General features: G+C 73.4%; 14 protein-coding genes. 11 read left to right on the top strand and 3 right to left on the bottom strand.

Annotation, left to right across the window (positions count from 1 at the left end; genetic code table 11):
• Positions 1-5 precede the first annotated feature (5 nt).
• The 9 genes from AB0F89_RS30420 to AB0F89_RS30380 all read left to right on the top strand — a co-directional run bounded on the left by AB0F89_RS30420 (position 6) and on the right by AB0F89_RS30380 (position 11,078).
• A complete protein-coding gene (locus tag AB0F89_RS30420) occupies positions 6-992 on the top strand; it encodes a 3-oxoacyl-ACP synthase III family protein (RefSeq protein WP_367129081.1) in 987 nt (328 codons plus the stop codon).
• Positions 989-1,873 (top strand): 3-hydroxybutyryl-CoA dehydrogenase, encoded by an 885-nt coding sequence (locus AB0F89_RS30415; RefSeq protein WP_367129080.1) that lies wholly within the window; start codon positions 989-991, stop codon positions 1,871-1,873. The genes AB0F89_RS30420 and AB0F89_RS30415 overlap by 4 nt, the downstream gene beginning before the upstream one ends.
• A gap of 24 nt (positions 1,874-1,897) precedes the next feature.
• Positions 1,898-3,559 carry an acyl-CoA dehydrogenase family protein gene (locus tag AB0F89_RS30410; RefSeq protein WP_367129079.1) on the top strand — a complete coding sequence of 554 codons (1,662 nt, stop codon included), beginning with the start codon at positions 1,898-1,900 and terminating at the stop codon, positions 3,557-3,559.
• A gap of 25 nt (positions 3,560-3,584) precedes the next feature.
• Positions 3,585-4,874: a cytochrome P450 gene (locus tag AB0F89_RS30405; RefSeq protein WP_367129078.1), complete on the top strand. Its 1,290-nt coding sequence runs from the start codon at positions 3,585-3,587 to the stop codon at positions 4,872-4,874.
• 12 nt (positions 4,875-4,886) lie between these two features.
• Positions 4,887-6,125, top strand: a complete 1,239-nt coding sequence (locus AB0F89_RS30400; RefSeq protein WP_367129077.1) for a cytochrome P450 — start codon at positions 4,887-4,889, stop codon at positions 6,123-6,125.
• 60 nt (positions 6,126-6,185) lie between these two features.
• Positions 6,186-6,536: a nuclear transport factor 2 family protein gene (locus AB0F89_RS30395; protein ID WP_367129076.1), complete on the top strand. Its 351-nt coding sequence runs from the start codon at positions 6,186-6,188 to the stop codon at positions 6,534-6,536.
• A gap of 228 nt (positions 6,537-6,764) precedes the next feature.
• The gene (locus AB0F89_RS30390; protein ID WP_367129075.1) at positions 6,765-8,369 is read left to right on the top strand and encodes a D-alanine--poly(phosphoribitol) ligase; all 1,605 of its coding nucleotides are present in this window, start codon (positions 6,765-6,767) and stop codon (positions 8,367-8,369) included.
• Positions 8,366-9,622 (top strand): pyridoxal phosphate-dependent aminotransferase, encoded by a 1,257-nt coding sequence (locus AB0F89_RS30385; RefSeq protein WP_367129074.1) that lies wholly within the window; start codon positions 8,366-8,368, stop codon positions 9,620-9,622. The genes AB0F89_RS30390 and AB0F89_RS30385 overlap by 4 nt, the downstream gene beginning before the upstream one ends.
• Positions 9,623-9,758: 136 nt before the next feature.
• On the top strand, positions 9,759-11,078 hold the full coding sequence (locus tag AB0F89_RS30380; protein WP_367129073.1) for a KamA family radical SAM protein: 1,320 nt from the start codon (positions 9,759-9,761) through the stop codon (positions 11,076-11,078).
• A gap of 156 nt (positions 11,079-11,234) precedes the next feature.
• Here the strand turns inward: AB0F89_RS30380 and AB0F89_RS30375 are convergent, their stop codons facing one another.
• From AB0F89_RS30375 to AB0F89_RS30365, 3 genes are all read right to left on the bottom strand, one after another.
• Positions 11,235-11,483: an acyl carrier protein gene (locus AB0F89_RS30375; protein WP_367129072.1), complete on the bottom strand. Its 249-nt coding sequence runs from the start codon at positions 11,481-11,483 to the stop codon at positions 11,235-11,237.
• Between the two features lie 12 nt (positions 11,484-11,495).
• Positions 11,496-12,548: a ketoacyl-ACP synthase III family protein gene (locus AB0F89_RS30370; protein ID WP_367129071.1), complete on the bottom strand. Its 1,053-nt coding sequence runs from the start codon at positions 12,546-12,548 to the stop codon at positions 11,496-11,498.
• A gap of 225 nt (positions 12,549-12,773) precedes the next feature.
• On the bottom strand, positions 12,774-16,052 hold the full coding sequence (locus tag AB0F89_RS30365) for a BTAD domain-containing putative transcriptional regulator (RefSeq protein ID WP_367129069.1): 3,279 nt from the start codon (positions 16,050-16,052) through the stop codon (positions 12,774-12,776).
• A gap of 219 nt (positions 16,053-16,271) precedes the next feature.
• Between AB0F89_RS30365 and AB0F89_RS30360 the strand changes: the two genes are divergently transcribed.
• Both AB0F89_RS30360 and AB0F89_RS30355 read left to right on the top strand, forming a co-directional pair.
• Positions 16,272-17,849, top strand: a complete 1,578-nt coding sequence (locus AB0F89_RS30360) for an MFS transporter (protein ID WP_367129068.1) — start codon at positions 16,272-16,274, stop codon at positions 17,847-17,849.
• A gap of 355 nt (positions 17,850-18,204) precedes the next feature.
• Positions 18,205-20,961 (top strand): AAA family ATPase, encoded by a 2,757-nt coding sequence (locus tag AB0F89_RS30355; protein WP_367129067.1) that lies wholly within the window; start codon positions 18,205-18,207, stop codon positions 20,959-20,961.
• Positions 20,962-21,223: the final 262 nt, after the last annotated feature.

The following is a 21,223-nucleotide window of genomic DNA, read 5'->3' as shown; positions in this document are numbered from 1 at the left end:
GCGCCGTGGCCATCGGCATCCTGGGCACCGGGTCCTACGTGCCCGAGCGGGTCGTCACCAACGAGGAGGTCCACCGGCTGGTGCCGGACGCGCCGCCGGAGTGGATCGTCCGCAAGACCGCGATCGAGACCCGCCGCTGGGCCGCCGCCGACGAGGCGACGTCCGACCTGGCCGCGCACGCCGCGCGCCGGGCCCTCGACCACGCGGGCATCCCGGTCGAGCGGATCGACCACGTGATCGTCTCCACCTCCACCGGCGACTACCCGCAGCCGCCGACCGCGACCCTCGTGCAGCACCTCATCGGCGCGCAGGGCGCGGCCTGCCTGGACATCAACGCGGTCTGCGCCGGGTTCGTCTACGGCCTCGAACTGGCCCGCGCGCTGGTCACCGCCAAGCCCGGCTCGCACGCGCTGGTGATCGGCGCCGACGTGTACTCGCGCATCCTCGACTTCGGCGACCGGCGCACGTCGGTGCTGCTCGGCGACGGCGCGGGCGCCGCGGTGGTCGGCGAGGTGGCGGACGGGCGCGGCTTCCTGGACGTCGAGCTGAGCAGCTTCGGCGAGGCCCAGGACCTGATCAAGGTCGAGGCGGGCGGCAGCCGGCACCCGACCACGGTGCGGACCGTCACCGACGGCGGGCACTTCTTCACCATGCAGGGGCGCGGCGTGCGGGACTTCGTGATGGACAACGTGCCTCCCGCGCTGGAGAAGCAGCTCGCCCGCACCGGCGTGACGGCCGACGACGTGGACTGCTTCGTGCCGCACCAGGCCAACGGCGTGCTGCTGCACGACCTGGTCGAGCGCTGCGGCCTCGGCAGCGCGCACACCCACCGCGTGGTCGAGAAGTACGGCAACGTCGGCAGCGCCTCGGTGCCGGTGGCGCTGGACGACGCGGTCAAGTCGGGCCGGATCGCCGACGGCGACCTGGTGCTGCTGGCCGCGTTCGGCGGCGGCATGTCGGTCGGCACCGGCCTGATCCGGTGGTCGTCGTGACCGGGGCCGCCCCGGGGGCGACCGGCGTGCGGCGGGTCGGCGTGGTCGGCTGCGGGCAGATGGGCGCGGGCTTCGCCGAGATCTGCGCGCGCCGCGGCCTGGACGTCCTGGTGGCCGCGTCGAGCCAGGAGTCGGCCGACCGCGGCCGGGAGCGGCTCGGCCGGTCGCTGGACCGGTTGGTGCGCAAGGAGAAGATCTCCGAGGCCGAGCGGGTCGACGTGCTCGGCCGGGTCGCGTTCACCACCGACCTCAAGGACCTGCGCGACCGCGAGTTCGTGCTGGAGGCGATCGCCGAGAGCCTGCCGGAGAAGGTCGAGGTGTTCGCCACGCTGGACGCGGTGGTGGAGGACCCCGATGCGGTGCTCGCGTCGAACACGTCGTCCCTCCCGATCATGAAGCTCGGCCGCGCCACCGCCGACCCGTCCCGGGTGATCGGGGTGCACCTGTTCAACCCGGTCCAGGTGATGCCGCTGGTCGAGGTGGTCGCCTCGCTGCGCACGTCGGCCGCCACCACCGCCCGGACCACCGCGTTCCTGGTGGACGGGCTCGGCAAGCAGGTGGTGCACGCCAAGGACCAGGCCGGGTTCGTGGTGAACTCGCTGTTCGTGCCGTTCCTGCTGGCCGCCGTGCGGATGGTCGAGGTCGGTGTGGCCGGTGCGGAGGACGTCGACCGGGGCATGACGCAGGGCTGCGGCCACCCGATGGGTCCACTCGCGCTGGTCGACCTGATCGGCCTGGACACGATCGCCGCTGTCGGCCACGCCATGTACGAGGAGACGAAAGAGCCGCTGCACGCGCCACCCGCCCTGCTCCTGCGGATGATCGAGGGCGGTTTCCTCGGTCGCAAGAGCGGGCGCGGCTTCTACGAGTACGCGAGCTGAACCGCTTTGTCCGGAAAGGGAGTCATGGCTGACGGCGTGCTGCCGACGTTCTTCGACAGCGTCGACACCGGTGTGCTGGACTGGGCCGCGCTGCGCGCGTTCCCGGAACCGGACCGCTCGGCCGACGCGCTGGTGGAGGAGGTCGGCGCGCACGTCGCCGCCGTCGTCGACCCGGGCGAGGTCGACCGGACCGGCGCGCTGCCGGACGGCCTGGTCGACGGGTTCCGCGAGCGGGGCTGGCTGCTGCTGGCCAACGACAAGGAGCTCGGCGGGCTCGGCCTGTCCTACCAGGGCGCGTTCCGGGTGATCGAGCGGGCGGCGCGCTGGTCGGTCCCGGTCGGCCAGGTGCTGGGCGTGCAGAACGGCGTCGGCGCGGCGGCCCTGCTGCGGGCGCTGCCCGAGGGCCCGCTGGCGGACTTCGTGCGCGCCAGGCTGGCGGACGGCGCGCTGTCCGGGTTCGCCGACACCGAGCCCGCCGGGCAGAACAACAGCCGGCCCGGCCTCACCGCCACCCCGACGCCGGACGGCCGCGGCTACCTGCTGCGCGGGCAGAAGCTGTTCATCGGCAACGGTCCGGTCGCCGACCTGCTCGGCGCGTCGGTGCTGGTGGTCGACGGCGACGAGCGCCGGGTGGGCATCTGCTACTTCGACACCGCCTCGCCGGGGTTCCGGGTCCGGTCGCGGTTGGAGTTCATGGGCAGCAGGGGCCTGCCGAACGGGTGGCTGGAGTTCGACGACGTCCACGTGCCCGCCGAGCACGTCTGGGTCGAGGGCGAGGGCGTCGGGATGCCCGGCTCGGTCGCCATGGTCGCGCTGGTCGGCAGGCTGCTGTTCACCGGGGCGCCCGCGCTCGCCATCGCCCGCTCCTGCCTGGAGTGGTCGCGCGAGTTCGTCGCCCGGCGACGGGTGGACGGCCGCGAGCTGGTCGCGCACGACCACGTCCGGCGGATGCTCGCCGCCACCGCGGCCGACGCGTTCGCGATCGACTCGGCGATCCGGTGGAGCCTGGCCTCCGACGGCCTCACCGACCGCTGGTGGGAGCGGTTCGTCGCCAAGAACCTGTGCGTGCGGGCCGGTTGGCGGGCGGTGGACCGCACGGTGTCGCTGCTCGGCGGCGAGGGCTTCGAGACCGCGGCCAGCAAGGCCAGGCGCGGCGCGACGCCGTCGCCGGTGGAGCGCGCGCTCCGGGACGCCCGCGGCCTGCGGGTGGCGGGCAACATCGACTTCCGGCTGGACGAGCAGGTCGCCAGGCTGGCCCTCGGCCGCCGCTACGACCGGGGCGAACCCGCGCCGAAGCCCGCCGCGACCGCGCTCGACGCCGACCTGTCCGCCCTCAACCGGGCGCACCTGGCCGAGGCCGCGGCGCAACTGGCCCAACTCCACGAGACCACCGAACGCCTGGTCGCGGACCACCCGGACCGCGCCGACCTGTTCGCCCGCCAGCACACCGTCACCGCGCTCGGCGCGATCGCCGGCGAGCTGTTCGGCCTCGTCGCCGTCCTGTCCAGGGTGGACGGTGAGCGGGACGCCGCCGCGCAGCGGCTGGCCGAGGTGCACGGCGACGCGGCCCGCGAGCGGCTGGCGGGGTGGTGGCGGCAGCTGGCGGAGCGGGACGAACCCGACTTCGCGGCGGTCGGCGCGGACGTGCTCGCGGGCACGGCGGCCGAACTCTTAGACCGGATCTGACCAGACCCCGACCGGAGGCGAGACGATGTCCGCGGTAGACGTCGGCACGGCAGCGTTGCCCGAAGTGCTCGACGGGTTCGACCTCACCGACCACACCAGGTTCGCCGACGGCGTGCCGCACGAGGTGTTCGCCCGGCTCCGCCGGGAGGCGCCGGTGCTCCGGCACCCGCCGGGCACCTCCGCGGACGGCGACCCGTTCTGGGTGCTCACCCGGCACGCCGACATCGTGGCGGCGGCGTCGGACCCGGTGTTCTCCACCCAGGGCGGGCCGGGTCGGGCCGGTGGCGGCTCGCACCTCGAAGACCTGCCCGCCGGGGTGCTCGCCGGCGTGCTGATCGGCATGATGGACGACCCGCGGCACGCGCGGATGAAGGACGTGCTCGCGCCGGCGATGGCCGGGCCCGCCGCCGCCCGCTACGCCGAGCGGTTCGCGGACCTCGCCGACGCGCTGGTCGGCGGCGCCGTGCGCGCGGGCCGGGTCGACTTCATGACCGACGTCAGCGAGCTGTACGCGGTCCGCGCGATCGCGACCGTGCTGGGCGTGCCCGAGGCCGACTGGCCGCTGCTGGAGCGGTGGGGCGCCGACGTGCTCGGCTTCGTCAACCGGCGCACCGGTGTGGTGGACGACTTCTCCCGCGCCACCTTCCAGGAGATGCAGCGGTACTTCACCGACTTCGTCCCCGCGCGCCGCGACGACCGGGCCGTCGACCTGGGCTCGGCCCTGGCCCGCGGCGAGCTGGCCGAGGGCGGGCCGATGACGGACCGGGAGCGCGAGGCGAACCTCGCCCTGATGTTCATCACCGGGCTGGAGCAGCCGCGCAACACGTTCGCGGGCGCCGTGCTCACCTTCGCCGAGCACCCCGAGCAGTGGCGCCTGCTGCGCGAGGACCGCTCGCTGCTGCCCACCGCGATCGAGGAGGTGCTGCGCTGGAACCCGCCGAACCCCTACAACCGGCGCACCGCCACCCGTGACGTCGAGCTGCACGACCAGGTGATCCGGGCAGGGGAGAAGGTGACCTTCTGGTGGCCGTCGGCCAACCGGGACGAGGCCGCGTTCGCCGACCCCGCCACCGTGGACATCACCAGGAACCCCAACCCCCACCTGTCCTTCGGCGCGGGGCGGCACGCCTGCCTCGGCGCCGAGGTCGCGCGTCGGCAGATCGGGATCGCACTGGAAGCGCTGCTGGACCGGGTCGAGGAGATCAGGCTGACCGGCCCGGTCGTCCACGCGCCCAACAACAAGCACACCGTGATCCTCCGGATGCCGGTCGAACTGGTTCCCGCGAACGCGTCCGAGCCGTCCACCAGGAAGTAGAAGAGGAAGTCCATGACCGAGGCGTCCGTCCTCTCCAGCGACGAAGACCTGCCCGACGTCCTGCCGTACGACCCGTGGGACCCGAGCTTCCACGACGACCCCTACGCGGTGTTCGACCGGATCCGCGAGACGCACGGGCCGGTGGTGAAGACCAAGATCGGATTGGCGCTGCTCGGCTTCGACGAGGTGTCGGAGGCGCTGCGCCACCCCCACCTGGGCCGCGGCAACGGTTCCGGGGCCACCGAGGGCATGATGCCCACCGACGAGGGCCCGCAGCGGGCGTTCATGTTCATGGACCCGCCGGACCACACCCGGATCCGCAGCCTGGTGTCCAAGTCGCTCACGCCCCGGCTGGTCGAGCGCGTCCGGCCGAAGGCGACCGAGTACGTGGCCGGCCTGATCGCCGAGGCGCAGCGCAAGGGCGGCGTGGTCGACCTCGCGCCGACGATCTTCCGGCCGCTCGGCGCGTTCGGGATGAACACCCTGATGGGCGTGCCCGAGGAGTACCTGGCCGAGTCGATCGAGATGGCCACCGACGGCGGTCGCGGCCTCGACCCCGAGTACACCCTGCCGCAGGAGTCGGTCGACGCCCGCAACCGGCTGCGCGACTGGATGGGCAAGCTCAGCAAGGACCTGATGCACCTGCGCCGGGAGCAGCCGGCCGAGGACCTGATGACCGAGATGGTCCAGGCGGAGGAGCAGGGCGACCGGCTGACCGGCATCGAGGTGATCACCACCGCGATGAACATCATGCTGCCCGGGTTCAGCGCGCCGCAGGCGATGATGGGCCTGGCCACGCACGCGCTGCTGAGCAGGCCGGACCAGCTCGCGTGGTTCCGGGCCAACCCGGACAAGGTCGCCGACGCGGTCGAGGAGCTGATCCGGTTCGACACCGCCGTGCAGATCGTCAACCGGACCGCGCTGCGGCCGGTCGAGATCGCGGGCCACCAGCTGGCCGAGGGCCAGGAGGTCTACATGCTCCTCGGCGCGGCCAACCGCGACCCGCGGGCGTTCGCCGACCCGAACGAGCTCGACCTGTCCCGGCCGGTCAAGCGCAACGTCGGCTTCGGCCACGGCATCCACTTCTGCGTCGCCGCGCCGGTCGCCCGCCTGCTCACCCAGGTGGCGCTCTCCGAGTTGGTGAAGTACGAGCTGACCCCGACCACCGACGCGCCTCCCTCGAATGGCGCACTGGCGATCCGCAGTTACACGGAACTCCCGGTCGTGTTCGGTGAGCGGCGCTTCGGCTGACCGATTTCCGGTAGGCTCGATCGCGCACTCCAATCAGCACGAAAGGGCGAAGCACCCGAGATGAGCGTTGACGTCGACGGACTGGTGAAGAAGTACATCGAGGCGTGGAACACCACCGACCTCGACACCCGGCGGTCGCTGCTGGGCGAGGTGTTCACCGAGACCGGTCGCTACACCGACCCGCAGGCCGACGTGACGGGCGTCGAGAACCTGGTCACCCACCTGACCGCTGAGCGCGCGGCGTTCGGCGACCTGATGTTCGACCTGGTCAAGGTGGTCAGCGTGCACCACGAAACGCTGCTGTTCACGTGGCGGCTCGGCGTGCCCGGCGGCGACCCGGTCGCCACCGGCTACGACGCCGTGATCGTCGCCGAGGGCAAGTTCCAGCAGGTCTACGGGTACTTCGACTGACCTTCCAGGGTCACCGAGCAGGCCACCGGCTCCCACAGCCGGTGGCCTGCTCGCGTGTAGGGGACCCCTGTCCCACCCCTCGGTCGAAATAGGGGTGGTCGGGGTTGCGAAAACGCCCCCCTAGCACCCCTCATTCGCCGCGGCACCGTGGTCCGGCTATCCGGGCCCGTGGTAGAAAAATCGGGGAAACAAATTCCCACGGTCGCGTCGGCGCGAAGGAAGAATCGAATGACCTCGACTCCGCAGGGCTCCGCCTTCCCGCAATACCCGAAAGAATTCTTCCACGAGTTCCTGCTGGCGGCGGCGGCCACTTCGCCGGACCGGCCGGCGGTGGTGGAAGCGGCGGGGGCCGACGAACTGCGCACGGTCACGTACCGCCAGCTGGAGCGGCAGGTGTTCGCCTACGCCGTCGAACTCGGCGAGCTGGGCCTGGAGATGGGCGACCGGGTGGTGGTCGAGTCCGACACCTCGGCGTCGGCCATCGCGCTGGTGATCGCCTGCTCGTCGCTCGGCCTGACGTTCGTGCCGGTCAGCCCGCAGGCGCCGGCCAAGCGCCTGGAAGCGATCATCGAGGCCGCCGAGCCCGCGCTGCACCTGCAGGCCGTCGGCGGTGGCCGCGAGGACGTGCCGGAGCACGTCGGCGCCGGCGTGTTCGGCCCGGACCTGCTCGAACTGCACCGCAAGCCGACGCCGCGGCCGAGGTCCCGCCGCGAGGCGGTGAGCACCGACCCGGCCTACATCATCTTCACGTCCGGCACCACGGGCAGGCCGAAGGGCGTGGTGATGAGCCACCGCGGCGTCACGTCGTTCTACCGCGGCATGCTCTACCACGGCATCGTCGACTCCGACGCGCGCGTGGCCACCACCTCGCCGCTGCAGTTCGACTTCTCGCTGCTGGACATCGGCCTGGCCCTGGGCAGCGGCGCGACGGTCGTGCCGGTGCCGCGCGACCGGCTGTACTGGCCGCGCCGGTTCCTCCGCTTCCTCCGCGACGCGGGCGTCACCCAGGTGGACGGCGCGCCGTCGATCTGGCGCCCGGTGCTGCGCCACGAGCCGGAACTGCTGGCGGAGCTGGACATCAAGGGCGTGCTGTACTCCGGCGAGGAGTTCCCGCTGCCCGAGCTGCGCCAGCTCCAGTCGCTGCTGCCGGGCGCGCGGATCGTCAACTGCTACGGCTCGACGGAGTCGATGGCGGCCTCGTTCACCGACGTGCCGCGGCCGTTGCCCGAGGACGCGGGCATGACGTCCATCGGCTTCGCCCACCCCGGCGCGGAGATGATCCTGATCGACGAGGACGGCAGGCCGGTCCGCGAGCCGGGCGGCGTGGGGGAGATCTACCTGCGCAGCTCCGCGCTGTTCCTCGGCTACTGGGGCGACCCGGAGGCCACGTCCCGCGCCTTGGTCCCGGACCCGCTCAACCCGCGCTCGGGCCAGCTCGCGTTCCGCACCGGCGACCTCGCCCGCCGCGGCGCGCACGGCGAGCTGTACTTCGGCGGCCGGATCGACTCGCAGGTCAAGATCCAGGGCAACCGGGTCGAGCTGGGCGAGGTCGAGCGCAAGCTGCTCGACCACCCCGGCGTGGCGGCGGCGGCCGTGCTGCTGCTCGACGGCCCCGGCGACGAGCCGGTGCTCAGCGCCTTCATCACCATGGACTCGGAGTCCCGCGCGTTCGACAAGGTGCAGCTGCGCGCGCACTGCGCGGAGGAGCTGCCGGAGTACATGATCCCCCAGGAGATCCACGTGCTGGAGCAGCTGCCGGTCACCACCAATGGCAAGGTCGACCGCAAGGGCCTCGCGGCGAGGTTCGCCGCCACCGAGGGGAGCACCGCGTGACCGGCCCCGCCATCGCGCCCAACCTGGCGCTGGACCAGCTCGTCAACCGCCGCCGCGCCCAGGGCGAGTCGATCGTCCACCTCGGCTTCGGCGAGTCCCGCCTGCCGGTGTTCCCGCCGCTGGCCGAGCACCTGGCCCGCGGCGCCCGCCGCATCTCCTACGGCCCGGTCGCGGGCGACCAGGCGAGCCGGGACGCGGTCGCCGGGTACTTCGACCGGCGCGACCTGCCCACCGACGCCGAGCAGGTGGTGCTGGCGCCGGGCAGCAAGCCGCTGCTGTGGGCGGTCCAGCTCGCGGTGCCCGGCGACGTGCTGCTGCCGTGCCCGGCGTGGAACACCTACGCGCCGCAGGCCAGGCTGGCGGGCAAGACCGTGATCGAGGTGCCGATCCACCCCGACTACGGCGGCGTCCCCGACCCGGACGTGCTGCGCGAGGCCGTGCACACCGCCCGGCGCGCGGGCCACGACCCGCGCATCCTCATCCTGACCCTGCCGGACAACCCCACCGGCACCCTCGCCCCGCCCGAGCTGGTCGCCGCGCTCGCCGAGGTGGCCAGGGAGGAAGACCTCCACATCCTCTCCGACGAGATCTACCGCGACCTGGTCCACGACCCGGCCTCGGTGGTGCTCAGCCCCGCGGCGGTGGCGCCCGAGCGGACCACCATCACCACCGGGCTGAGCAAGAACCTCGCGCTCGGCGGGTGGCGCGTCGGCGCGGTGCGGTTCCCCCCGAGCCCCGAGGGCGACCTGATCCGCGCGAAGGTCACGTCGATCGCCAGCGAGGTCTGGTCGTCGCTGGCCGCGCCCATGCAGGACGTCGCCGCGTACGCGTTCGCCGAGCCGCCGGAGCTGGTGGCGCGGTTGCAGCGCAGCGCCCGGCTGCACGGCCGCGTCGCCTACGCCGTGTACGAGAGCCTGATCGCCGCGGGCGCGAGCTGCCGCCGTCCCACGGCGGGTTTCTACCTCTACCCGGACTTCGAGCCGGTGCGCGAGTCGTTGGCGCTGCGCGGCATCACCGACGCCAAGTCGCTCCAGCAGCACCTGATGGACGAGTTCGGCATCGCGGTGCTGTCCGGCGACCTGCTCGGCGACGACCCGGCGGCGCTGCGGTTCCGCATCGCCACCAGCCAGCTCTACGGCGACACCCCCGACCAGCAGCAGGAGGCGCTGGACGCCGGCGACCCGCTGGCCGTCCGGCACGTCTCGGGGGTCCTCGCCCGCATCGAGGAGAGTTTCGCGAAGTTGTGCCGCTGACCCGTTCCGGGCAGTGACGTCCGCACCACGGGTGCCGCGGTCACCACCGAGGTGGTGACCGCGGATTCGTCCTGCCGTCGACGACGCCGGCGCGGTTCCCGCCCGCGGTCGGGTGCACCGATCCCAAGGAGTGCCAGTGACTTTGGTCAACGACCGGGCGTCCACAGAGGACGTCGGTCGCCGCAGGTTCCAGGTCTACACGGTCAAGCAGCTCGACGGCCTGCTCGCCAGGGCCGGGCTGTCCGGGCCTGAGCGGCTGGCGGCCCGCGCGGTGGCCGCGGTGCTGCCGTTCCGCACCAACAGCTACGTGGTCGAGGACCTGATCGACTGGTCCGCCGCGCCGGACGACCCGATCTACCGCCTGGTGTTCCCGCAGGCCGACATGCTGCCCGAGGCGGACGTGGCCCACCTGTCCGAGCTGCTGCGCCGCGACGCGCCGATCGGCGAGCTGACCCGGGCGGCGAACCGGGTGCGGGCCAAGCTCAACCCGCACCCGGCGGGCCAGCTGCAGCTGAACGTGCCCAGCTCGGACGACGGGCCGCTGTCGGGCGTGCAGCACAAGTACGACGAGACCGTGCTGTTCTTCCCCAAGCAGGGCCAGACCTGCCACGCCTACTGCACGTACTGCTTCCGGTGGGCGCAGTTCGTCGGCGAGCCGGACCTGAAGATGGCCGGTGACGACGTCGACCAGCTGCGCGACCACCTGCGCGCGCACCCGCGGGTGACCAGCGTGCTGTTCACCGGCGGCGACCCGATGATCATGACCGCCGCGGTGCTGCGCCGCTACGTCGAGCCGCTGCTGGAGCTCGACCAGGTCGAGTCGATCCGGATCGGCACCAAGTCGCTGGCGTACTGGCCGTACAAGTTCGTCACCGACGCCGACGCCGACGAGACGCTGCGGCTGTTCTCCGACGTCGTGGCGTCCGGCCGGAACCTCGCGTTCATGGCGCACTTCACCCACCCGCGCGAGCTGGAGCCGCCGGTGGTGGCCGAGGCCGTCCGGCGGGTGCGCGAGACCGGCGCGGTCATCCGCACCCAGGCGCCGCTGATCCGCTCGATCAACGACGACCCGGCCGTGTGGGAGGCCATGTGGCGCAAGCAGGTCGCGCTGGGCATGGTGCCGTACTACATGTTCGTCGAGCGCGACACCGGCCCGCGGGACTACTTCGCGGTGCCGCTGGCGCGGGCCTACGACGTGTTCCGCGAGGCCTACCGCAACGTCTCCGGGCTGGCGCGCACCGTGCGCGGGCCGTCGATGTCCGCCACGCCGGGCAAGGTGTGCGTGGACGGCGTGCTGGAGCTGAACGGCGAGCGGGTGTTCGCGCTGCGGATGATCCAGGCCCGCGACGCCGAGCTGGTCGGCAAGCCGTTCTTCGCCGAGTACGACCCGGCGGCGGTGTGGCTGGACGACCTCAAGCCCGCGTTCGCCGACCGCTTCCCGTTCGACGAGGTCTGACCCCCCGAGCACAAAGAAGTCCCCCTCGGTGTGATCAGCACCGAGGGGGACTTCGCCGTCGCGCCCTGGGGGAGTGGAGCGACGGGCCGCGCCCGAGAGTGGTGTCGTCGCACCTGGGGGTGTGCGAGAGACCACGCCCGGGGCGCGGTGGTCGGGTCAGTCCGCGGCCGGCGACTCGCGCCGGACCAGCTCCACGATCGAGTCGATGGTGCGGAAGTTGTCCAGCCGCAGCTCGTTCTCCGGGACGCTGATCTTGAAGGTCCGCTCCACGAACCGGACCAGCTCCATCGCGAACAGCGAGTTCACGTAGCCCAGCGCGAAGATGTCGTCGTCGTCGGCGATCTCGGCCTGCGGGTAGCGGGCGGTGATGAACTCGCGGACCGTGCCGTTCGGGTGCGTGATCATGGTGCGGCCTCCTCAGCTGCCCGCGGGCGCGTTCGCCCACGTCGGGTCCTGCGTGATCTCCACGACCGCGGCGGAGTAGGCCCAGCCGTTGCCGACGCCGCACAGCACGACCTTGTCGCCCGCGCCGACCTCGCCGGTCTCCAGCAGGTGGTTCAGCCCGGCGATCTGGTCGCCCGCGCCGAGGTGGCCGACCGTGCGGCCCCACGGCCAGGTGGTGCGCGACTCGTCGATGCCGAGCGCCTTGCGCGACTCCCAGTCCTGGAGGATGCGGCCCACGTGCGGGAACACGAACCGGGCCACCTCGTCGACCTTCACCTCGGCCTCGTCCAGCGCGGTGAGCAGCGACTCCTCCTGGTGCCGGGTGATGCTGCCGATCACGGTCAGCAGGTCGGCGCCCTTGGCGAAGTACTGCTCCTTGCGCTCGCGCAGGTCCACCGGCCAGCCGCTCTCGCCCGGGTAACCGGTCCACGGCCCCTCGCCGCGGTAGAGCTGTTCGTGCGTGGCGTCACCGATGATGACCGAGGACAGCAGCCTGGCCAGGCCGGGCTCCCGGGACAGCACCAGGCTCGTCGCGCCGTCGGCCAGGATCAGGCCGTTGTCCGCGCGGTAGCGGTCCCAGGCGGGCTCGGGGAACTTGTCGGCCGTGGTCACCAGGGCCGCGGCCGGTCCGGACGCGGCGGACAGGTACGCGGCGGCCAGGTGCAGCGCCGCCATGCCGCCGTTGGACGCCTGGCGGATCTCCACCGCGTTCGCCCGGCCGGGCACGGCTTGGCCCTGCACGTAGGAGGCGGGCGCGAACTGGTCGACGCCCTGGTGGCCGACGTGCGCGTGCAGGATCAGCTCGACCTGCTCGGGCGACACGCCGGAGCGCTCCAGCGCGCCGCGGGCGGCGGTCACCGCCATCTCGACCGGCACGTCGCCCTCGTCGGCGATCCGGACACCGGCGAGGTCGTCGGAGATCGCCTCGTCCGCGTCGTAGCGCCCGGCGGCGACCGCGTCGCGGACGTCCTCGGCGCGACCCAGCCACATCGCCGAGCCGCGCAGGTGCACATCGGACCATTTCATCGTGGCTACCCCAAGTCCAATCGTGAAAGTGTGAAGTGGCCGAATCGCTCCGCAGTCGCGCGGGAATGGGCCGAAGGCGTGATTCGGAACCGGCGACTCGACGTTACGAGCGGCCCGCCCCTATGGGCAACCCCGCTGTTTCCCAAGGGGTACCACCCCTATGCGCCGCGGAGGGGTCCGGAAATTCCTCGACCGGGTGCGATCGGGGGCGACCGGCGGTCGGTCTCAGGTCGCGGTGCGCGCGTCGGCCGGCTGCGGGCAGCTCAGCCGCACCGACTCGTCGGGCGTGAGGTCGGCGCCGTGCCGGAGGGCGGCGACCCGTTCGTCGTCGGCCAGGCCCGCCCGGACGGCCGCGCCGATCCGGATGACGTCCTGGCGCTCCGCCTCGGGCAGGGGGGCGTGCACCGAGGTCCGGGTGGCGTCGGCGGTGCCGAGCAGCCGCGCGGCGTCCCGGAACGCGCCGGCCGCGGCGCGCGCGCCCGCCAGGCCCTCCAGCGCCAGGGCCACCGCGCGGGGGTCGCCGGTCGCCCGCGCGGCCTCGTAGCCGTCCAGGTGCAGGCGCAGCGCCTCGTCGGCCGCGCCGCGCTGCTCGGCGACGAAGCCCAGTTCGGCGAGCAGCAGCGCGTCGCCGTGGTCGGGGGTGCGGTCCGGGGTGAACCGCATCAGGGCCCGCAGCTTGCGCTCGGCCAGCTCGAAGTCGCCGCGCCGGCGCGCGCCCAGGGCCAGGCCCATCTCGGCGAACAGCTCGCCGAGCCGGTTGCTCTGCTCGGCCGCGAGCCGCCTGGCCCGCTCGTGCAGCTCGTCGGCCTGGGCGTAGTCGCCGGTCAGCAGGGCCACCCGGCCCATCCGGGACAGGCTGTGCGACACCTCGGTCCACAGCCCCAGCTCCTCGGCGGTGCGCAGGCCGTCCCGGTCGAGCCTGCCCGCCGCGACGTAGTCGCCGCTGATCGCGGCCAGCGACCCCAGCGCGTCCACCGCCTGCAGCCGGCCCCAGCGGTCGCCCAGCTCGCTGAACAGCGCCAACCCGGCCTCGCCGTGCCGCCGCACCGCCCGCAGGTCGCCCCGGAACAGCGCGTGCAGGCTCTGCGTGGTCAGCGCCGCCGCCGTGCCCCAGCGGTCGTCGCTCTCGCGGAACCGGACGTACGCGCTGCGCACCAGCGCCTCGCTGTCCTCGATGCCGCCGGTGGTCAGGTGCGCGAAGCCCAGGAACCACTCGGCCCGCGCCCGGCACCGCGGGTGGTCGAGCCGGTCGAACCGGCGCAGCACCTCGTCCGCCCGGTCCCGGCCGCCGGGGTCCGCGCCGACCAGCATCGCGATCCCGAGCCGCCACGCCGCCACGTTGGCCGCCGCCGCGTCCGCCTCGGTCGCCAGGTCGAGCGCGCAACCGGCCCACCGGTGCGCCTCGCCCAGCCTGCCGCGCAGCACCCAGTACCAGGACAGGGCGTTGACCAGGCGCAACGCCATCGGCGCGTCCCGGCGGCGCACCGCGCTCTCCAGCGCGGAGCGGACGCCGGCGTTGTCCGCGTCGAGCCCGCGGATCCACTTCTGCTGCTCGTGGCCGCGCAGGTGCGGCTCGGCCCGCTCGCACAGCGCCGTGTAGTACTCGTCGTGCCGCAGCAGCACGGCGTCCGCCTCGCCCGCCTCCCGCAGCCGCTCCAGCGCGTACGCGGCCACCGAGCCGAGCAGCCGGTAGCGGGTGCCCGCGCCGGTCTGCGCGGTCGCCACCAGCGACCGGTCCACCAGCCGGGCCAGCAGCGGCAGCACCGCGCGCGGCGCCAGCTCGCCGAAACCGGCCACCGCCTCGGCCGCCTCCACCGTCCAGTCGCCGCTGAGCAGCGCGAGCCTGCGCAACGCGGTCCGCTCGGACGCGGTGAGCAGGTCCCAGCTCCAGTCGATCACCGCGCGCAGCGTCTGCTGCCGGGCCGGCGCGCCGCGCAGCCCGCTGTCGAGCACCCGGAACCGGTCGTCCAGCCGGGCGGCCAGCTCGGCCGGGTCCAGGGCGCGGACCCTGGTGGCGGCCAGCTCCAGCGCCAGCGGGATGCCGTCGAGCTTCGCGCAGACCGAGGCGACCGCCTCGGCGTTCTCCGCCGTCAGCGCGAACCCCGGCGCGGTCGCCGCGGCCCGCTGCACGAACAGCCGCACCGCGCTGCTCTCGCGCAGCCGCTCGACCTGCCTGGTGCTGCCCGGCAGGTCCAGCGGCGGCACCGGCCACAGCACCTCGCCCGCCAGGCCGAGCGGTTCGCGGCTGGTCGCCAGCACCTTCAGGTCCGCGCCCGCGCGCAGCAGCGTCGCGGCGAGTTCGGCCACCGGCTCCAGCAGGTGCTCGCAGTTGTCCAGGATCAGCAGCATCCGCTTGTGCCGCACCGCCGCGCTCAGCCGCGCGGGCAGGTCGATCGGCGGCCCGTCGGTGAGCAGGCCCGCGCCGCTGGCGTCGTCCCGGACGTCCAGCGCGCCCGCCACCACCTCGGCGACCTCGGCCAACTCGGGTGGTGACGCCGGCACGCCCCGGTGCCTGCGCTCGGCCAGCTCCACCAGCCACACGCCGTCGGCGAACTCGTCCACCAGCTGGTTCGCCGCCTCCACGGCCAGCCTGGTCTTGCCGACACCGCCCGGCCCGGTGAGCGTCACCAGCCGGTTCGTGGCCAGCAGCCGCCGCACCGCGTCCACCGCCGTCGAGCGGCCGACCAGCTCGGTCAGCGGCACCGGCACGTTGTGCCGCGGCCGGGCGACCGACGTCGCGGGCGCCGCGGGCGAGTCGAGCGCCGGGTCGCGGGTCAGGATCGCCCGGTGCAGCGCGACCAGGCCGTCGCCGGGGTCCAGGCCGAACTCGTCGCGCAGCCGGGCGCGCAGCGCCGCGAACTCGGTCAGCGCGGCGCTCTGCCTGCCCGACCGGTACAGGGCCAGCAGGTGCGCGGCGCGCAGCCGTTCCCGGAACGGGTGCAGCACCACCAGGTCGTCCAGGTCGCCGACGAGGAGGCGGTGCTCGCCCAGCCGCAACCGCGCCTCGGCCCGCTCCTCGACCGCGGTGAGCCGCAGCTCCTCCAACCGCGCGGTGGCCGCGCGGGCGAAGTCGTCGTCGACGAAGTCGACCAGCGCCGGACCGCGCCACAGCGCCAGCGCGTCGGCCAGCACCGCCGCCTTGACCTGCGGGTCCTCGCTCGCGTACGCCCTGGCCGTCAGCTCGGCGAACACCTCCGCGTCGACGGCGCCCGGCTCCAGCGCCAGCCGGTAGCCCGAGGGTTCGGTGATGAGCCGTTCCCGGCCGCCCGGCGTCAACACGTCCAGCAACCGGCGCACGTGGGACGCCTTGGTCTGCAGCGCGGCGGTCGGGTTCACCGGGTGCCGGTCACCCCACAGCGCCTCGACCAGCCGAGCCGTGGAGACCGTGCGGCCCTCGCCGAGCAGCAGCGCGGCGAGCAGGACGCGGACCTTGCGCTCCGGCACCCGCACCGGCTCGCCGTCGTCTCCCCGGACGGAGAGGGGTCCGAGAAGTCCGAAACGCATGATTCCACGCTAGCGGGTGATCACGTGGTCGTCGCAAGGATTCCGCAAGATCACCGAAAGGCGGCCGGGGTTCCCCCGAAAGGCACTTCGGCCACGCTGGCCCAGCGGTACCGCGAACCGGTTGTGCGCGCACCCGTCGTGGGCGCGACCCACGCCGGTGGTACCCACCGAACGGCCGCGCCAACCGCGGCGGTCAGCCGAGGAACAGAAGGATTCACGATGTCATCCACCACCCCGCCCGAGGCACCCGACCGGGCAGGCGCCCGCGAGTGGGTGGGGCTTGTCGTCCTGGCACTGCCCACCCTGCTGCTGGCCCTCGACATGAGCGTGCTGTACCTGGCCGTGCCGCACCTCGGCGCGGACCTCCAGCCCAGCAGCTCCCAACTGCTGTGGATCATGGACATCTACGGGTTCATGATCGCCGGCTTCCTGCTCACCATGGGCACGCTCGGCGACCGCATCGGTCGGCGCAAGCTGCTCCTCATCGGCGCCGTGGCGTTCGGCATCGCGTCCGCGCTGGCCGCCTACGCCAACAGCGCCGAGCTGCTGATCGCGGCGCGGGCGCTGCTCGGTGTGGCGGGCGCGACGCTGATGCCGTCGACGCTGGCGCTGATCAGCACGATGTTCCGCGACGACCGGCAGCGCGGCACCGCCATCGGCGTGTGGATGATGTGCTTCTCGGTCGGCACCGCGATCGGCCCGCTGGTCGGCGGCCTGCTGCTGGAGAACTTCTGGTGGGGCTCGGTGTTCCTGCTGGGCGTCCCGGTGATGCTGCTGCTCGTCGTGCTCGGCCCGCTGCTGCTGCCGGAGTACCGCGACCCGGACAGCGGTCGCCTCGACCTGGTGAGCGTGCTGCTGTCGCTGCTGGCCGTGCTCCCGGTGATCTACGGCATCAAGAAGCTCGCCGAGGACGGCCTGCAGGCCGTGCCCGTCGCCGCCATCGTCGTCGGCCTGGTGTTCGGCGTGGTGTTCGTGCGCAGGCAGCGCGGCCTGGACGACCCGCTGATGGACCTGCGGCTGTTCTCCAACCGCGCGTTCAGCACGGCGCTGGTGACGTTGCTGCTGTGCATGGCCACGGTCGGCGGCGCGGTGCTGTTCTACACGCAGTACCTCCAGTCGGTGCAGGGCATGTCGCCCATCCGGGCGGGCCTGTGGATGCTGCCGTCCGCGGTCGGCATGGTCGCGGGCTCGATGGCGACGCCGGTGCTGGTGCGCCGCATGTCGCCGGCCGTCGTGGTCGCCATCGGCATGGGCATCTCCACCGTCGGCTACCTGCTGATGACGCAGGTGGACCGCGTCTCCGGGCTGCCGCTGCTGATCACCGGCGTCACCGTCGCGTTCATCGGCACGAGCTCGCTGCTGGTGCTCGGCACCGACCTCGTCGTCAGCTCGGCGCCGCCGGAGAAGGCCGGTTCGGCCGCGTCGATGTCCGAGGCCAGCTCCGAGTTCGGCGTGGCGCTCGGCGTGGCCACCGTCGGCACCGTCGGCACGGCCGTCTACCGCAGCCAGGTCGAGGGCGCGATCCCGGCCGACCTCGACGCGGAGTCGGCCGAGGCGGTGCGCGACTCGGTGGCCACCGCGAACGAGGCCGCGGCCGGGCTGCCCGACCTGCTGAACGCGGCGCGCGACGCGTTCACCGAAGGGCTCAACGTGGCCTCGTGGATCAACGCGGGCATCACGGCGGTGCTGGCCGTGCTCGTGCTCGCGGTGCTTCGGCGATCCGCAGGTGGCGCGGCGGAGGCCGGCGAGGAGTCGGTCCCCGACACCGTCGGCGCCGTCGAGGAGCGCAGCGCATAACAATAGGCCGGTGTCCTGTCGATTCGGTGCATTCCCGCCCGGGGATGTGCCGAATCGGCGTTTCCCGGTATCACTGAATGTGCTGGTCGGTAACCCCCTGGGCGGCGCAACCGCCATTGGTGGCAGTGTGTTACCCGTTGACCGCGAGGCCCGGTGGTGCCATGTTGTGCATTAGGGGGTTCGGGCACCGGCGCGAATACTGGGGCTTTCGTCCGCGACGCTGCAGTCGAATGCACGATGTGAGGCGACGCCGAGTGCACTGACCCTGTTTTGACGCTTGGGGGAGTAGAACATGGGCAAGAGCGCGTTGTTACGCTGGCAACAACCAGCCGGAATCGAAGTCGCACAACCGACCTTGCACGACCGCGCACGGCAGCTGTCCGTGCTGCACGACCTGCTGGCCGCCGCCCGGTGGGGCAACACCAGGATGGCCGTGGTCTCGGGCCCGGCCGGGTTCGGCAAGTCAGAACTGCTGCACGCGTTCGCCGGTCAGGCCGTCGCGGCGGGCGCCGCGCACGTGTCGGCGACCGCCTTCCGCACCGAGCAGGCGGTCCCCTTCGGGGTCCTGGCCCAGCTGTTCCGGTCCGCCGACCTGCCGTACCACTCGGCCGCGGACGTCGTGCCGCTGGTCAACGACAACCTGTCCGCGGTGCTGTCCCAGGACGGCAGCTCGCCGATCGCCGGGCGCATCTTCCACCGGGTGCACCTGGCGCTGCACGAGCTGGTGGAGCACGCGTCGGCGGGCGGCCCGCTGGTGGTCGCCATCGACGACATCCACCACGCGGACACGCCGTCGCTGCGCGTGCTGTCGGCGTTCGTCCGCCGGGTGCGGTCGGCCAGGCTGCTGGTGGTGCTCGCCGCGCCGGACGGCAGCCAGCTGCTCGACCTCTCGTTCCAGGCGGAGATCCCGCCGGCGCCGTACTCGGTGTCGGTGCCGCTGGAACCGCTGACGCCGCGCGGCGTCGAAGCGCTGCTCGACCAGGAGTTCGGCCGACCCGCGGCGCAGCGGTGGGCCGCGGACGTGCACGCCATCACCGGCGGCAACCCGCAGCTCACCAGGGGCCTGGTGGAGGACAACCGGGCATCCGCCGACGGCGAGCACGACGTCGTCGTGGGCAACCGCTACGGCAAGGCGCTGCTGTGCGGGCTCTACCGCAGCGACCCGGTCGGGCTCGCGGTGGCCCGCGGCATCGCGGTGCTCGGCGACGCGGTCACCGAGCGGCTGCTGAGCCAGCTCGTCGGCCTCGACCTGGGCACCACCCGCTGCACCCTCGACGCGCTCGACATGCTCGGCGTGGTCGACGGCGTCCGGTTTCGGCACCCCGAAGGCGCGGAGGCGGTGCTCCGGGCGATGACCCAGGACGAGCGGGTCGAGCTGCACCGCAAGGCGGCGGACCTGCTGGTGCAGCACAACGCGCCGTCGTCGGTGGTGGCCGAGCACCTGCTGGCCGCCGACCACGTCGGCCGCGGGTACGCGCTGCCCGTGCTGCACGAGGCGGCCGAGCACGCGCTGGCGGGCGAGGACCTGGAGCGCGCGCTCGACCTGCTGCGGCTGGCCGCCCGGTGCGACCCGGACCACCCGGCGAGCGTGGTCACCTCGGCCATGCTCGCCAGGGTCGAGCTGCACCTGGACACCTCGGCGGCGGCGCGCCGGGTGCCCGCCCTGATGCGGTCCATCCGGTCGGGCACGCTGTACGGCCAGCACGCGGGCCAGGTCGGCGTGCTGCAGATCGCGCTGGGCGACCGCGCGGGCGCGCAGGAGACGCTGCGCACCGTCGCCGCGTCGTGGCAGGAGGGCGACGCCGACACGGCCGCGGTGGTGGACCGGTTGCGCACCTGGCTGGCGGTCGTCCACCCGGCCTCGGTCGAGGTCGAGCCGGCCGACCGGCACGCGCCGGCCGTGCCGCTGACCTACCCGGGCAAGCAGGCCGCGCAGCTGATGTGGGAGATGTTCACCTCCGGCCCGTCGGCCAGGACCACCGAGGCGGCCAAGCGGTTGCTCCAGATGTCCAAGGTGGACACCGGGTCCGCGGTGGAGGTGGTGGTCGCGCTGTTCGCGCTCGCCGCGGCGGACGACGTGACGGCGGCGGACCGCTGGGCGCGCGGCTTCCAGGCCGAGGTGGACGCCAACCCGTCGCGGTTCCGGCGGGCGGCCTTCGCGGCGGGCCGGGCGGAACTCGCGCTGCGGCGCGGCGCGGTCACCGAGGCGGGCCGGCAGGCGGAGGCGGCGTTCTCGATCGTGCCGCCCGAGCACTGGGGTGTCGGCGTCGGCCAGCCGCTGGGCGTGCTGCTGCGGGTGTGCGCGCTGACCGGGCGGCACGACCGGGCGGCCGAGCTGCTGCGGGTGCCGCTGTCGGCCGGCGTGTTCGAGTCGCCGCTCGGCATGGGCTACCTGCGGGCCAGGGGCCGCTACCACCTGGCGGTCAACCAGCCGGAACTCGCGTTCGAGGACTTCACCACGATCGGCGACCGCGTCACCGAGTGGGACTGCGACGTGCCCGCGCTGTTCCCCTGGCGCGGTGACGTGGCGCGGGCCGCCCTCGCCCTGGGGCGCGTCGAGCAGGCGCGGGCGCTGGCGGCGGCGCAGCTGGAGCTGTGCCGGCCGCACGAGCACCGGCTGCTCGCCGAGTCGCTGTGGGCGATGGCCTCGTGCAGCCCGGTGCACCAGCGGCGCGACCTGCTGGAGCAGGCGGCCGAGCTGCTGCGCGGCTCGGCCACGCCGATCGAGCTCGCCGGGGTGCTGTCCGACCTGGCGGCGGCGACGCGCGCGGTCGGGCAGGAGAGCAAGGCGCGCCTGCTCGACTGGCACGCGGGCACGGTCCTGCGCGCGACGGGCGCCGAGGCGGTGGTGGTCGACCCGGAGGCCGAGGAGCCCGCCGAGGACATCCCGTCCGGGCACCCGGTGGCGGAGCTGCTGACCAACGCGGAGACGCGGGTGGCGGCACTGGCCGTGCGCGGCCTGAGCAACCGGCAGATCTCCGCCCGGCTGTTCATCACGGTCAGCACCGTGGAGCAGCACCTGACCAGGGTCTACCGCAAGCTCAACGTCAAGAGCCGGTCCGACCTGCCCGCCGACCTCGCGGTCGAGCAACTGGGCGTCCGCGCCAGCTAGCACCGCACCACCCCTCACCGGCCACCCGCGTCGCACCTGCCCAGGTGCCTCGCGGGTGGCTTTCTCCATTCCCCTTTCGATCAATTCACCCCTACCACCTCCCCTTTGCCCCGGGCGCTGCCGGCTAGGGGTGGCTGAGGGGTTGGCGCTGTTCCCGGCCGTGCATAACGTTGGGCCCACGGGCGTCGCCGGTCAATTCGACTCGACAAATTCTCGCCGTGGAATTCGGAGTCGGTTCCGCACGCCGTTCCGCCTTGGGGCG

Source organism: Saccharothrix sp. HUAS TT1 (genome assembly GCF_040744945.1).
Taxonomy (GTDB): Bacteria; Actinomycetota; Actinomycetes; order Mycobacteriales; family Pseudonocardiaceae; genus Actinosynnema.
Note: the sequence above shows the minus strand (reverse complement) of the source record. Positions and strands in the feature narration are given on the sequence as shown.

Bases quoted from the DNA above. Each gene is read 5' to 3' on its own strand.
- AB0F89_RS30410 (WP_367129079.1), top strand. From the start codon at position 1,898: ATGGCTGACGGCGTGCTGCCGACGTTCTTCGACAGCGTCGACACCGGT.
- AB0F89_RS30405 (WP_367129078.1), top strand. From the start codon at position 3,585: ATGTCCGCGGTAGACGTCGGCACGGCAGCGTTGCCCGAAGTGCTCGAC.
- AB0F89_RS30400 (WP_367129077.1), top strand. From the start codon at position 4,887: ATGACCGAGGCGTCCGTCCTCTCCAGCGACGAAGACCTGCCCGACGTC.
- AB0F89_RS30395 (WP_367129076.1), top strand. From the start codon at position 6,186: ATGAGCGTTGACGTCGACGGACTGGTGAAGAAGTACATCGAGGCGTGG.
- AB0F89_RS30390 (WP_367129075.1), top strand. From the start codon at position 6,765: ATGACCTCGACTCCGCAGGGCTCCGCCTTCCCGCAATACCCGAAAGAA.
- AB0F89_RS30375 (WP_367129072.1), bottom strand. From the start codon at position 11,483: ATGATCACGCACCCGAACGGCACGGTCCGCGAGTTCATCACCGCCCGC.
- AB0F89_RS30370 (WP_367129071.1), bottom strand. From the start codon at position 12,548: ATGAAATGGTCCGATGTGCACCTGCGCGGCTCGGCGATGTGGCTGGGT.
- AB0F89_RS30365 (WP_367129069.1), bottom strand. From the start codon at position 16,052: ATGCGTTTCGGACTTCTCGGACCCCTCTCCGTCCGGGGAGACGACGGC.
- AB0F89_RS30360 (WP_367129068.1), top strand. From the start codon at position 16,272: ATGTCATCCACCACCCCGCCCGAGGCACCCGACCGGGCAGGCGCCCGC.